The sequence below is a fragment of the Lysinibacillus sp. GW821-FHT14F06 genome (genome assembly GCF_058803665.1).
Window position 1 is genome coordinate 204,374 of sequence record NZ_JBXAPF010000002.1, and the last position, 13,092, is coordinate 217,465.

10 protein-coding genes and 2 pseudogenes are annotated in these 13,092 nt (G+C 34.0%); 3 read left to right on the forward strand and 9 right to left on the reverse strand.

The window, feature by feature from the left end; translation table 11 throughout:
* Window positions 1-134: 134 nt before the first annotated feature.
* A complete protein-coding gene (locus AC1RNS_RS03230) occupies window positions 135-2,366 on the reverse strand; it encodes a sensor histidine kinase (protein WP_492990727.1) in 2,232 nt (743 codons plus the stop codon).
* A 92-nt stretch (window positions 2,367-2,458) separates the two neighbouring features.
* Window positions 2,459-2,617, reverse strand: a complete 159-nt coding sequence (gene comX / locus AC1RNS_RS03235) for a competence pheromone ComX (protein WP_492990729.1) — start codon at window positions 2,615-2,617, stop codon at window positions 2,459-2,461.
* 360 nt (window positions 2,618-2,977) lie between these two features.
* On the opposite strand from comX, the gene AC1RNS_RS03240 reads away from it, so the two are divergent.
* Complete coding sequence (locus AC1RNS_RS03240) at window positions 2,978-3,613, forward strand: hypothetical protein (RefSeq protein ID WP_492990731.1); 636 nt, start codon at window positions 2,978-2,980, stop codon at window positions 3,611-3,613.
* Between the two features lie 98 nt (window positions 3,614-3,711).
* Here the strand turns inward: AC1RNS_RS03240 and AC1RNS_RS03245 are convergent, their stop codons facing one another.
* The gene (locus tag AC1RNS_RS03245) at window positions 3,712-4,203 is read right to left on the reverse strand and encodes an Lrp/AsnC family transcriptional regulator (RefSeq protein ID WP_492990732.1); all 492 of its coding nucleotides are present in this window, start codon (window positions 4,201-4,203) and stop codon (window positions 3,712-3,714) included.
* Window positions 4,204-4,440: 237 nt separating this feature from the next.
* On the opposite strand from AC1RNS_RS03245, the gene AC1RNS_RS03250 reads away from it, so the two are divergent.
* The gene (locus AC1RNS_RS03250; protein ID WP_492990733.1) at window positions 4,441-5,364 is read left to right on the forward strand and encodes a DMT family transporter; all 924 of its coding nucleotides are present in this window, start codon (window positions 4,441-4,443) and stop codon (window positions 5,362-5,364) included.
* 63 nt (window positions 5,365-5,427) lie between these two features.
* On the opposite strand, the gene AC1RNS_RS03255 is transcribed toward AC1RNS_RS03250, so the two are convergent.
* Entirely contained in the window at window positions 5,428-8,598 is a 3,171-nt protein-coding gene (locus AC1RNS_RS03255) for a hypothetical protein (protein ID WP_492990734.1), read from the reverse strand.
* Between the two features lie 353 nt (window positions 8,599-8,951).
* Here AC1RNS_RS03255 and AC1RNS_RS03260 point away from each other — a divergent pair, with 353 nt between their 5' ends.
* Window positions 8,952-9,269, forward strand: coding sequence for a hypothetical protein (locus AC1RNS_RS03260; RefSeq protein WP_492990735.1), 318 nt, complete (start codon window positions 8,952-8,954; stop codon window positions 9,267-9,269).
* Between the two features lie 320 nt (window positions 9,270-9,589).
* Here AC1RNS_RS03260 and AC1RNS_RS03265 read toward each other — a convergent pair whose 3' ends face one another.
* The 5 genes and pseudogenes from AC1RNS_RS03265 to AC1RNS_RS03285 all read right to left on the reverse strand — a co-directional run.
* Entirely contained in the window at window positions 9,590-10,279 is a 690-nt protein-coding gene (locus AC1RNS_RS03265; protein ID WP_492990736.1) for an Imm3 family immunity protein, read from the reverse strand.
* 279 nt (window positions 10,280-10,558) lie between these two features.
* A pseudogene (locus AC1RNS_RS03270) lies at window positions 10,559-10,645 on the reverse strand (ribonuclease toxin immunity protein CdiI); the annotation flags it as partial.
* A 275-nt stretch (window positions 10,646-10,920) separates the two neighbouring features.
* Window positions 10,921-11,388, reverse strand: coding sequence for a DUF6985 domain-containing protein (locus tag AC1RNS_RS03275; protein WP_492990737.1), 468 nt, complete (start codon window positions 11,386-11,388; stop codon window positions 10,921-10,923).
* A gap of 17 nt (window positions 11,389-11,405) precedes the next feature.
* Window positions 11,406-12,047: an HNH endonuclease gene (locus AC1RNS_RS03280; RefSeq protein WP_492990855.1), complete on the reverse strand. Its 642-nt coding sequence runs from the start codon at window positions 12,045-12,047 to the stop codon at window positions 11,406-11,408.
* Between the two features lie 93 nt (window positions 12,048-12,140).
* A pseudogene (locus AC1RNS_RS03285) lies at window positions 12,141-13,091 on the reverse strand (phage minor capsid protein); the annotation flags it as partial.
* Window position 13,092 lies beyond the last annotated feature (1 nt).

Consider the following 13,092-nt stretch of genomic DNA (forward strand, 5'->3'; position numbering starts at 1 on the left):
TTTACTAAATAAACATAAAACTTGTCAATTTCAAAGCAAAAACCTCCTAATCTTTGCTTGTACTGTGAATTCTGCACAATACAAATAGATTAGAAGGTATAAAAATGGTTCATGTTTTGCTTTCTATTCATAGATTATCCTATATAAGCTTGCCTTTTATTATAAGGCTCGTAGCCATAAGTAGTGGAAGTATTCCCCTCATTCACCATGATTCGAATGGACATGCCTTCCCCTAAATTCGTAATAATCGAGAACTGACCATTAAAAGCCTGTACCCGTTCCTGCATCCCCCTAATCCCCATGGAATCAGCAAGAATAATATCATCCATCTTACAGCCAACACCATTATCAACATAATTAATCTCAAATCCATCTTCTGTTTCAAATAGGTTAATTTCAACAGTATCAGCATACGAATGTTTCAAGGCATTATTCAATAGCTCTTGGAAAAGACGATAAATCATTAAGTTTAAACGCTCATCCTCTAAATAAAGACGATCAATGGTATAAACTAGAACAAATTCAGCACGTTTATGAATTTTTTGAATAAGCTTCTCAAGGGCTGCATTTAGGCCCAATGTATCTAATAAAGGAGGCTTTAAATTTTCACAATAGCCTCTTAAATCATTCAAAGAAGCTAGCATATGTTCATGAATCTTCGAAAGCTTTGTTTGAATATCTACCGTATTCTTTGTTCGGACAAGCACATCCATTTCCCTTGCGATATGTAGTTGTTCTTGTAGGTTTGTATCGTGTAACTCTTGTGCCAATTGATATTTTTCTTCTTCAAATCGCAGCCAAAGTAATTTATTGAGCCATGGCATCTGACTTTTATCCGCTGCTTTCATGTGCTTTAACTGTTCTAAAAGACCTTCAACCATTTTCGTATTTTCAATAAAATTATTTAAATACAGAAGCAATAGCTCTAGCCATAGTAATTCCTCTTCTTTTAAATAAATAGATTGATTATGATCAACAACTAGAATTCGCTTAAAGTTGGCATCTTGATGAATAAAGGCAATGTAAAAATGAGCCGTTTTCTTAATATCTCCTAACCGTAGCTGCTCAATTAATACTTCATCCACTTGATTTTGTGTATATTCTTTTAATTTGCTCGTTGAAGTAACAGCATGTGTGTGAAAATCGTAGGTAAGTACATAAACATGATGAATCTCCAGATGCAAGGAGACTTCCTGAACAAATCTTTCTAGTAAATCCTCAATTTTCACGACTCTACCTATACTATCAACAGTCGTATACAATCGATGGATATAATCTCCCTTTGTGGAAAACAGAATTTTTCGCTTGCGATAATCAATCTTCTCTTTTATATAAAAAAGAGCAATTAACGATAAAAAAGTAAAAAAGAAGATTTCTGTCATTCTTGAAATCGATAAATCAGTAATCCAATAAAGACCAATCATTAGCCAAATTGTAAAGGCAAAGGAAAAATTAAAATAATGACGTAAGCGTGTAATGTAGTATTCCATATCAAATATACGTTCAGTGAGTTGTGTAAAGATAAAGCTGAAAGGGATGAGCATTAAAAACAGTGAGCATACTTCACCAGTGAGTATATGCTTATGAAAAATAATCTCAGGCATGGCAAATAGAAAAAGGAATGGTAGAAATGGAATAATAATACTTAATAAAAAAATTTTTAATTGAGGGGTTTTATATTTTAAATAGCCGCTTCCTAAAATACTAAGTATCAAAATTAGTAAAATAAAAAATAACCACAAAGTAATATTAGAGAATACAGGACTAGTAAATGGGTGGAAAATACTATAGACACTTAGAAAAACTACAATCAATGGTATTGAATATAGTATTCTAATATTGTGAATAAATAACCATTTTAAATTTAAGTACAAAAAATAATTTCTTAAAAAATGAATCAAGAGAACAAGACAAAGAATCATACTACTTCGATTCACAATTGTTCCAATACTATCTAACCTTCCAGATGCACCAATACTAGCATAAGCTATTGAGACTGTAAGAATAAATAAAATAAGTAAATTTATTAGACTCTTATTCTTTTGTTTTTTATATAAGTAGAGAGAGATAGTTAAACTTAATAAGTAATAACATGCTGGAATAATTAGTACATTTAAAAGCTGTTCAGGGATGTCAAACGAGTCTGTATTTATATAAATTAACTGTCCATCTTGCTTCATCAGTGTTAATTCTTTAGCCACTCTAATTACAGGATTAAATTTAATATTTTTTAATTCCTCAATATTGTTACCATCAACTTCTAAAATAATATCCCCTATTGAAATTTTTTGCTTATTTGCCCATTCTTTAAAGTTTGGATCAATTACTACCCATTGTCCATTCTCTTCTTTTAGTTTTATTCCCAAATAAGGCGTGCTATAAGTAACATAAAGCAAATAGCTTCCTAAAATTAAATAGACACTTATAGCAAGCCAGAGCCAATTAATTTTTATAGAGTTTAGTACCAAAGTCCACTTTCTAAACATACATCTTCATCAAAGGAATCTACAATTGCCTTTTGTTCAAGTTCTGTAACACCAACAAGAGAAGCCTTTTTTTCTTTTAACAAAGATACTAACGACGGATTTTTTTCCAAATATTGAATCATGTTAATCATAAAATCTCCTCATTTCATATGTTTTATAGTTACACCTATTTATATGTTATTTATATCCTTTATGGAATTTATAACCAATATTGTAACTACACCTTCATTATACTATCTTTTTACATTTATTCAACAATATTTTCTAAAAATTCCTAAAATATAATAGATTATGTGCTAATTCTTCTAAATGCGTCAATTTTTCTTTTAATATTAAATATCGATAATCCACTAGACTATAAGTATCTTTGCTGTAGTAAGAGTCTGGCTGCAAATAAAAAACTGGTAAACTCCATTCTATGTATCAAAACAATTGTTTAAAAAGATAAACTCATACCGATAGAAACCGTAAATACAAAGGAGGAATGATAGATGAAAATTACACTAAACCCATATGCAAATTTAGGAGCTGTTTCTTCATTTCAAATGAATCAAAATGCCACCCCGTTTGAAATCAAGAGTCAAGATGTAGATTCCATGGAGACAGAGATTGAGCTTTCCAGAAAAAAGCATGCTGAATTTGTGCAATCTAGTAATGCGATTTTCCAGGGCGCACCTCCCACTCAATTAGTCAATACCCAAACAAATTCTATTACTATTTCAAATGGTGTCTACTATCATATCGGTACTGTTAATGGTAAGCCACTAAACGGTACACCTCTAACAGGCGGGGGCTTTAATTCCAATTTTAGTCCTAAATTATATCGTCCACCTGGTGCATCTGGTACAAGGTTAACTCCGGAACAATTGGAATCATTGCGTATCCATCAATCTTACTCACAGCAAGAACGTCAAGAAGCAAATAAACTAGTTAGCATTTTTATGAGTTTAGTTCGTCTCACTGATGGTAAAAGCTCAGTTGAAAGTATGAATACACCTGATTTTGCTCAAAATTTTCCGAGGTTTGCGGAAGGTGTAGGTCTTGATTTAACGCAGCCCTTCTCTATCAACGGAAAATCCTTTGTGTATTCAAATGGGGAATTGCGGTCAATTGCAGCTGAAGAATAACAAAAATAACATTAAAATAGTAACGGTAGATAAGCTTTTACATGTTCTACCGTTACTTGTGTGATAAACCACTTTTTAAAAAATGGATCTTCCTGTAGCTACTTTCCAAACTCTACGTTAGTTATAGGCAAAACTGTAGAATTTTTTATTTCTCTTAACGATAAGTTAGTTTGAATTCTAGATATACCAAGCTTATTTAGCTTTCTTATAAAGCCATCAAGCTCCTTTCTGTCTCTTATCACTACTTTTAGAAGGTAATCGTATTCCCCTGTTAAACAATGACATTCTAATACTTCCGACATTGCCTCTAAAGCATTTTCTAAAATATCTAATTGTTCGGCTTGATGGATATTTGTGCTGATAAAAACATAGCACAGTAAATCAAAACCAAGCTTCTCTTGATTTAAAATCGCCACTTGTCTATTAATAAACCCTTCACCCTCTAATCGTTTAATTCTTGTGTGGGTGGCTGGAGGGGACAAATTAACACGTCTTGCAATTTCGGCATTGCTTATTTGAGATTCCTTTTGCAAAATATCCAAAATTTGTATATCGATTGTATCTAAAATTTTGCTGACAAATGATAACACGTAAATTCTCCTTTTATGATTATTCTAAAAACAAGCTTAAGAATACACTATAAATTAATTATATTTTCTAAATTACACATTTCATTTTCTTTTATTTCGTTTTTTTAGAATTATACAAAACAGCATTCCTTAAAATCAATAAAAACAATATAATAATTAACAAATCCATATAGGAAATGTCATTGTGCACAATGGCTTCTATTTTTCAACGTTAGAGGGAAAAAGGAGCTAAATGATATGTCAAATTTTTATGTGTTATTGTTGCTATTAACAAGCTTGCTATGGGGAGGAAATTTTGTAGTTGGCAAATCTCTTGTAGATCATGCTTCACCGCTGACATTGACAAGCTTAAGGTGGATTATTGCTATTGCTGTCCTACTGCCTATGGTTTGGTGGAAGGACAAAAAAATAATTCCTTCCTCATATGCAGTTTTACCATTAATTTTGATGGGAATCTCAGGTGTTGCTTTATTTAACCTGCTTCAATTTTCGGCATTAGAACAAACTACCTCAACAAATGTTGGGTTAATTTCAGCCTTAAATACTATTTCGATTTCTATTTTTTCATATTTATTTTTAAAAGAAAAAATCAATATACTACAAGTTTTATCTATGATTATTTCACTTTTAGGAGTCCTGATCGTTCTGTCCAAAGGAAAGATCCATCTACTATTTACAGTGGATTATAATATTGGGGATTTACAAATGGTATTAGCTGTAGGTGTTTGGGGGCTATACTCCGTATGCAGCTTGTGGGCTATGAAAACCACTTCACCTCTAATGTGTACCTTATATTCAGGTTTATTCGGACTTCTTATTCTTCTACCCATGAATATCTTTGATTTTCATATTTATAACATCAATTATTCTTTTATTTTATCAATTTTATATACAGGTGTTATCTCTACAGTTGTTTGCCTTGTCCTTTGGAATATTGGGATACAAAAATTAGGTAACACAGCAGCTGGTATTTATTTGAATTTCAATCCAATTTTCACCGCCATCCTAGCGTTTTTGTTTTTAGGTGAACAATTGACATGGATACAAGGTATTGGAGGATTAATTGTAATTATAGGATGTTATTTATTCACATACTTTAAAAAATTAAAAGTAATTTCTACTGACAATGTTAGCGTAACTAATCTAAGAGATAGTAGTTAACCATATGAAAACCGTTATTTTGATGTTTCTTTTTCAAAATAACGGTTTTATCTATTTGTATAATTATTCGATTCTTGTAGGGTACTCTATTAGATATAATTTCTCTAACTGATTAGAGAGTTTATTAAAGGCATTTTGCCAAGCCTTTCTTGCAACCTGTTTGTCATCGGCGTTTAAAATAGCTTCCTCTAATGCACGAACTTCAGCGACCTTTGCTAAATCATTTTCCGCTTTTGTCAGCTTTGAATAATTTTTCACTAAGCTTTTTTGTACTGTTGATAGTGCCTCATATTCACTGCGCAACTGTCCAACTTCACCCTTTAAATTGGTTATATACTCGCCAGAGCTCACTAAATTGTCAATTTTACTTACTAAGTCCAATGCCACATCATTTGATTCACGCTGTTGTTTTTCTTGTTGAATGATATTATCCCGCATTTGACTTGGAACGAGATTTGCTTGCTGTACTGTCAGCGCATTAAATGCTTTTATCACATTTTGAATATTTTTTGCAGGGTTTTCTTGCATTTTATTATATTGAGTAATGAAAGCCTCCACCTTTTTAACATCTGCCATTGCTTGCTTTAAAATTGAATAATTGATAATTTTCTTTTGCTCCGCTGCTGAAAGATTTTTGTACTTTCCTTCTAGCTTTTTAATATCCTCTATACCTGCATTACCATCAGCAAGCATAGCAATCTCTTGATCTAATTCAGTCAAATCGGTATATATTTCATCATTTGTTAAAGAAGCAATTAAATTTTTATAGGTTTCATCTGCACCAGCAAGCTTTTGCTGATTAGCGGATAAGCTTAAATAAGCCTTTTGGACACCTTGAATTTTTGCATAGCGCTTTTTCAAATCAGCTTCCATTGCTACCGTTTCAGCTTTCTTTATAAATGACTGCACCGCTTTCACATCTTTTTCTGCCGCTTTTAATTCATTATAATTTGTCACATATTTACGCGCAGCTGATGTAAGCCCGCTTTTATACTCATTCACTAATTTTTCTATGTCTTGGGCATAGATTGCAAAACTACTGTTTGGTACCGCAATAACAAGATTAATTTTAGCAACAAAAGCAGTTCCCAATTCCTTTGCCTTCACCTCTGCTTCAGGCAATGGTTTATCACCAGGAGGTTGCTCAGATGGTGAAGGTGAGATTAATTTATCACTATTTTTCACTAAGGATTTTTGCAGCGTCGTTAATTTATTGAGTGCATTCAATGTACTGTTATACGTCGAAGTCAATTTTGAATCATTAACACCTACTGTATCAAACAATTGCTTATATTTTTCAATTTGTGCCGTCACATTATCTGCAGCTTTTATATCCTTCTGCAATTGTAAAAGCTCTGTATAACCCGTTACCTTTCTGGCATTATCCTTCGTCAACGTTTTATACATTGTAAGAGCTTTATTGATTTCCTTGATATCATCTATCGAATCGATTCCTTTATACTCAGTAATAGGCCCTAATGTAATATACTTATCTATCACACTTTGAACATAGATAACATCTTTTTCCTCAGCCGTTTCTGCTATGGCAAGATTACTACCCGTATCAAAAAGGCTACTAGGTACTAGGCTTTGCTGTTTCACATTAAGCTTTTCATAGGCTGTGTGAATGCTTTTTGCTGCAGCGACCTGTTTCTTGGCAGTAGTATTGACATCTATTTTATTAGCTTTATCTAAGAAAGCCTGTACTTTTTTAATATCTGCCTTTGCTGTATATAAAATATCCAGATTCTGAACAGTCGATTTATATTCACTGGAAAGCTTGGCAATACGATCCTCTATCGCCTTAATATTCTCCTGTAATTTAGAAAGTGAATCCTTGTATGTTACCAATGCATAGGAAGATCCTGTTGTTGGTAAATCTAATAGCCCTAAGATTGATTTATTAATCTCTATTACCTCTGTAATGTCTGTATTCTGCGATGCACTACCTAGGCCAGTCTGAATGTCAGGATAAATGCTCATATCAATACTTCTTTGCAGTAAATCTAACTTTCCATATTCTGCATCTAGCGCTTTAAACTTTTGGATTTTAGCCGTTCCATCCACTAATTTTTGTGCCTCGAGTATTTGATCTTTTATAGACTTCACCACTTTATAATCCTCTATAGCACGCTTTAAAATATCATAGTTGGTTACGTTCGCTTTAGCTGCTGCTGTTAATGCTGTATATTTACTTGTTAGGCTTGTTAGCTCATTACCAAATTGTTCAAAGCCTAAAGATTTATAGACGATAGCCTTATTTGAATTCCCTAATAAGTCATCAATAGATTTTACTAATCCTTCAGCTGGGTTATTAGCTACCTCTACCACCTCGGAGTAACTAGGACCTGCTTCTGTTGTACCAACTGTTACTATTACACGAACTACAATTTTATTAATTTGATTCTCCAATGCATCTGCAGGAATTTTATAGGTAGCCCCTGTCGCCCCAGAAATAAAGGAATAGGAGTCACCCATTTTATGCATCCATTGGTAAGCATACGAAACCTGATCTGCTTTTAAATCTCTCGTATCATCTTTAACAGTTGGCGTAACAACGGATAATGTATCTCCAGGTAATACAAATTTTTCTGGTGAATACCCCTTAATTTTTAATGGCGTGATAGAGGGATCAGGATCTAACTTTAACTGCAGCGCATCAATTGAGATTGGGTTACTTGTATAGTTTTTTCCTTCCTCTGATTTTGCCTCTACAACCAGCTGTTTCCCTGCTGCTTCAACTGGAACGGTAAGCTCAATATTTGTTGCAGCTTTAATAGGTGTTTTCTTACCATTGTCAAAGAAATACCATTGGTAGCTCTTCATGACAGGCTTAGGATTTAGAGTATTAATCTCTGGATAGACCTTACCATTTACATATTTTTCTCCAGTTGCTTGTAAGGTAGCATGGACGAACATTTTGTCACTTAAATACTCAGTTCCATCTTTTGTTGTCACCTTCACAATAATCGCTTTATCAGCTAAACCTGCTGGTATCGATATCTTATTACCCACCACATTGATTGGTGTTTGGTTTTCTCCCTCAACAGAAAACCATTGATAGGAATCAATTTCTTTATCTTTTGGAATCAAAGAAGTTTCGGCTGTTATTTCAGCCCCTTCAATATTATTTCCAATAATTTTAACAATACTTGCTTCAGCCGCTTGTACTTCCATTGGCACAATTAAAGCCGCTGGAGCTGCTGCCATTAAAAATAGTTTAGCTTTATCCATGTTCTCGCCTCTCTTACTATGTATCTATCTACATCCATTATAGCAATATTTTTTGCATATTAGCAATAATTGCCTAAGTCTTATAGTAATAGCTAACTAGTAAATTCTCTTTGATAGTGATAGTAAAAAAGTAGGTTTTTTTATTAAATGTCCTTTTATCAAGACCATCTTTAATTCTGATAATGCTTGGAGCGATTCTAATAGATTTCGTTCTAGCACAATTAATCAGAATTTTTTCCAATATTTATTTTATGCTTAATTCCTAAATATTTCTGCTTCCTTATAAAATCCTGATAAATAGGATTTAAAGTCAAAAATAGAAACGTCAAATTACAACAAAAGGATGGATGGAAATGATAGAAAAGCTTTCTCCTATTTCTGCCAATGAGCGGATAGAAGCACTTGATATTTTAAGAGGTTTCGCCTTACTAGGAATCATATTTGCGAATATTATTTGGTTCCTTTACCCAGTTTACATGCAGGAAAATCCAAGCTTTAACAATGAATGGACATCTTTTTGGAACCAAGCAGATTATTTAGTCAAGGTGATGCTTGCTATGTTTGTCGACGGGAAGTTTGTGATGCTTGATTCTTTCATCCAAGCGACTTTTAGGAATCATCACCCCGTAGCCATCCATGACCTGCTGAGCCTGTCCCTCTGTGAATCCTAATGCCTTTAATTGCTCCTTTGTCATATGTCCTTCTACGTGTTTAACATGCAACGGCACGATAGAGTAAGGACGTTTTATTGTTTAACGTCTACAAGCTGTGCATTAAAAAGACGAAAATAAAAAGCCTATCCAAAATAGAAGGGCTCCTGTTGTTGTCATGATCTTGTTATGTGCTTCAAGCTTCATGATGTACTCACCTTGTCTTTTAATAACTATGTCTTTATCATCCAAATCTTTTAAAAGCTGCTTGTATGGTTTTAAAGAACATATTATTTCTTTTCTTCCTAAGTCAGTAGCTTTTTAGCATCCTCTACGCCTCTTTAGGGTAATTTCGCTAAAATTTGCTGAATACGGACAGCTAGTTGTTTCTGTTCTTCCTCTGTCAGTTGCTCCTGTGCTACTTGGGTTGGGTCAAATGCTTGTAGCTGCTGCTTCACCGCTTCAACACCCTCTACTGCTGTCCAGCCTCGCTCCCATAGCTGCTCAGCTAAAGCAGTATACACCATAAATTTTTCACTATTGGTATTGTTACAGTCTCGCTGGAATCGCTGCAATACAGCTGATACAATGGCTGGATGCTGCTCTATTGGTAGCTGTTGGATAAACTTTTGGACTTCCTCTGTTATTTCATCATAGTACCAACACACTCTTGAGTAATAAGTTAACGGCATTGCTTGCAATTTGGGTAACACACGCTCTTTTCGAGCCATCAGTTCCTGACATTGCTCCTCCGTTAAACGATTTTCTTGACGAACTATTCGAAAATCCAATTCCTTTAGCATGTTTTCCATATAATTTTTATAAGTATTTAAAACTTTTAGATGAGTAATCACGATTTCTGAAAACATTACCGCAATTATGGCTTTATCGGTTTCACTTTCTCTTTCCATCGCATAGTATCCTTCAGACATTCTCGCTAAAGCCTCACACCTACTTATTTTTTCTTTGTCTATAGATTCACTATAATCCTCATAAATATATTCTTCATACTCTTCATAACTCCAGACCATTGCAGCTACCTCCTGTTTACTTTTAGCGAAAACCATGTCGTGTATGGCTACTAGATATTTTTTATAAGTAGCAATCATTTTGGCTACAATAATCCCATATAGTTGTTGGTTCAGTAAATCACTTATTTCTCTATATAAACCCATTACAATATACGAAACTTTTGCCTAATTTCCTCTAATCAAGCTTCGCTTCATTTTAACATTTGGATGATTTAATAAATATTTCGTACTTGACTCTTCTAAATAATGGTAGATAGTAAGGTAATCCAACACTATAGTTTAGTCTTCCTTTACAGCAGGGTAAGCAAAATAAAAAGCTATTCCTTCATTACCAAAGTAGTCTGCTTCCCATTCTTCATAGTCATCTGCAAAAACGCATCACATATTCCTAATTCCATATTCTTCTGTATTTGCATACTGTTTTAATAAAGTCAAAAATTTTATTTCTCCCATAATCTAAAAGAAGTAATTGATTAGTTCCTTATTTTTATCTTCCATGGTCACATTAATTCGACTTAATAATAAAAAAACTCCTCACAATTCTATCTTCAATAAAAACAAAATATCGCAACACGAGCGAGCTACTAACCCGCATTTCGACACTCCAATTATTCATTTTTTAAGACATAGAATCTAAGCTTTTAAATCGCAATATCTTGATAACCTATTTCTTTTATTTTTTCATTTATAAGCTTAATACCTAATCCATTTTCTGTGTCCCATGTACAGTTAAATGTAATTCCAATATCTCGCCCTTCAAAAATATCTGCATATGGAACAACAATTCCATCTAAAGTTATCATTTCTAGTATTTGATCAAGTGTTTCAACTAATGGATAATTTTCATTTAATCCAATATCATAACCTAGTTCATGTCGCGTTTGTTTGTAGTAGTCTAATATTGATTGCAATAAACTTGGCTGTAAATCTTCCCAATTCTGCATTAATGCTTGATATGCCATATATTGCTCTTCATCAAACTCACCATCTTCTTCACCATCTATCATCAAAGATATCTCAGTTTCTTTTCCAAAAAAATGAATAACGGTATCCTTAGCCCAACCATACTCATACTCAAGTTCACCAAAAATTGGATCATTTATAGCCATTTTAAAATCTCCTCTTTTTATTTATTAGCAAATCCTTCAGGTTTGAAAGCTCCTGCGTTTATTTCTCCTACACCACCAAGGTGTCCGAATTCACGATTTATTTTTGTTGGCACAAGTTGCATTGTTTTAACATCATTTAACTCAGGCCATGTTAATTTATTTTTTTCTCTATATTTTTTTATATCTCTTGCACTAATTTTACCAAACTCCATCCCAAATTGACTTGCTAATTCAGGCGAACCATTAATTTGGTCAGCTAATTTTTGATCTGATTGAGCAAAATTAGTTCGTCTAGCTTTCCCTCCATAAGTTCCTTTTCCCCCAAGCATATAGTCGATTTCAACTTGTGCTTTTGCTGTTGGTGAAAAGTCAGGAACCCCATTTTTATATTGAATACCTTCAATCCCAAATTCATCTAAAATTCGTTTTAATTGACTGTCTGGTGGTGGCTTAAGTATACACTTAGATTCACCCCTTAGTCCCTCAAATTTAACCTTTGGATTCTCTAATGCAGGCGTCTGATTAAGTCTCGCTTCATACGAACTAGCAAAATTAGTTTGTCTAAAAGCAGGTGGAACTTCAGCCTGTCCATTACCCGTACCTTTACTCTCAGTCTTCTCAGCAATGTTCGAATCAAAATTATTTTCATTAGTATGCATAAATCCTTCTGGCTCATCAAGAGTTTGACCTTTGAGTTCCTTCAGTTTCTCTTTAAGCTCACTATCTGATACATTGATACCCTTACTATGAAGTACTTTAATAGTGATATTTGGGTATTTCTCATTAAACTGATAAATCACTCGATTACAGCTGGCACAAGTATCTAATTCAGTGAATAGTGTTATTGTACCATGTGCTTGATAATTCGTTCCGATTTGCTCAGCCAAATCATTTAAAATTTTATATTCTGTATCCTTATCTCTAAAGAAAGTATGTCCTTTATAATCAGGTGCATCAGTAACTTTAAAAATTGGCTTGATAGGTTGAATCGAAAATCCTTCTGATCCAGGAAATATTCCAGCTTCGTTTATTTGACTATACGCATAAAAGTCCTTCTGTGTAATGCCCGAAATATCAACCTCAGCATAAGCAAAATTAAGCTTCTTTTTCAATCTATTAGATAATCTATTTTTGCCCTCTGTTGCCTTATCCAGAATATGTTCATCCACAATTGGATCAATTATTGCTGTTGGGAACACAAGGCTATGTGCATTATCAAACTGCTGTGTTACTTGCTCTGCTGACCCCTGATGCTGATGCTGCTCCTGTGCCTTGCTACTATGACTAGCATTATCTGGCACAGATACATGGCTACTTGTAGGCTGGTTTTTAGGCTTCCTCTTTGTTTGCTCCACAAATGCCTGTAGCCTTGCCTGTTTCTCACGTACTTTGGTTTTCGCGTTAGTGACCATTTCCTCATCACCAAGCACCTCTAGCACAGCAAGTGCTCGCTGTGCTTGACGAATTTCCCGCTCCAATTGACGCTGCCTTTGTGCTTCCTTATAGATGCGTTGATTTTCCTCGGCATCCTGTGGGCGTGCCATACGTGGCATCCCCTCTACATAGGGATACATCTGATGGCGACAATTGATTCCAAAAAGTCCATCTACCTGACCTATACTGGTGCTTTTTAAGGAAGGGTATTGTTGGCTTGTTCCTGAGCGAGAATAAATTTTGCCCTGATAATCCGAGCATTTTGGCAAA

What these genes read in the sequence shown, in the direction of transcription:
- AC1RNS_RS03255 (WP_492990734.1), bottom strand. Translation starts at nt 8,598, where the DNA reads ATGGATAAAGCTAAACTATTTTTAATGGCAGCAGCTCCAGCGGCTTTA.
- AC1RNS_RS03250 (WP_492990733.1), top strand. Translation starts at nt 4,441, where the DNA reads ATGTCAAATTTTTATGTGTTATTGTTGCTATTAACAAGCTTGCTATGG.
- AC1RNS_RS03240 (WP_492990731.1), top strand. Translation starts at nt 2,978, where the DNA reads ATGAAAATTACACTAAACCCATATGCAAATTTAGGAGCTGTTTCTTCA.
- comX (WP_492990729.1), bottom strand. Translation starts at nt 2,617, where the DNA reads ATGATTAACATGATTCAATATTTGGAAAAAAATCCGTCGTTAGTATCT.
- AC1RNS_RS03265 (WP_492990736.1), bottom strand. Translation starts at nt 10,279, where the DNA reads ATGGTCTGGAGTTATGAAGAGTATGAAGAATATATTTATGAGGATTAT.
- AC1RNS_RS03260 (WP_492990735.1), top strand. Translation starts at nt 8,952, where the DNA reads ATGATAGAAAAGCTTTCTCCTATTTCTGCCAATGAGCGGATAGAAGCA.
- AC1RNS_RS03275 (WP_492990737.1), bottom strand. Translation starts at nt 11,388, where the DNA reads ATGGCTATAAATGATCCAATTTTTGGTGAACTTGAGTATGAGTATGGT.
- AC1RNS_RS03280 (WP_492990855.1), bottom strand. Translation starts at nt 12,047, where the DNA reads ATGCATACTAATGAAAATAATTTTGATTCGAACATTGCTGAGAAGACT.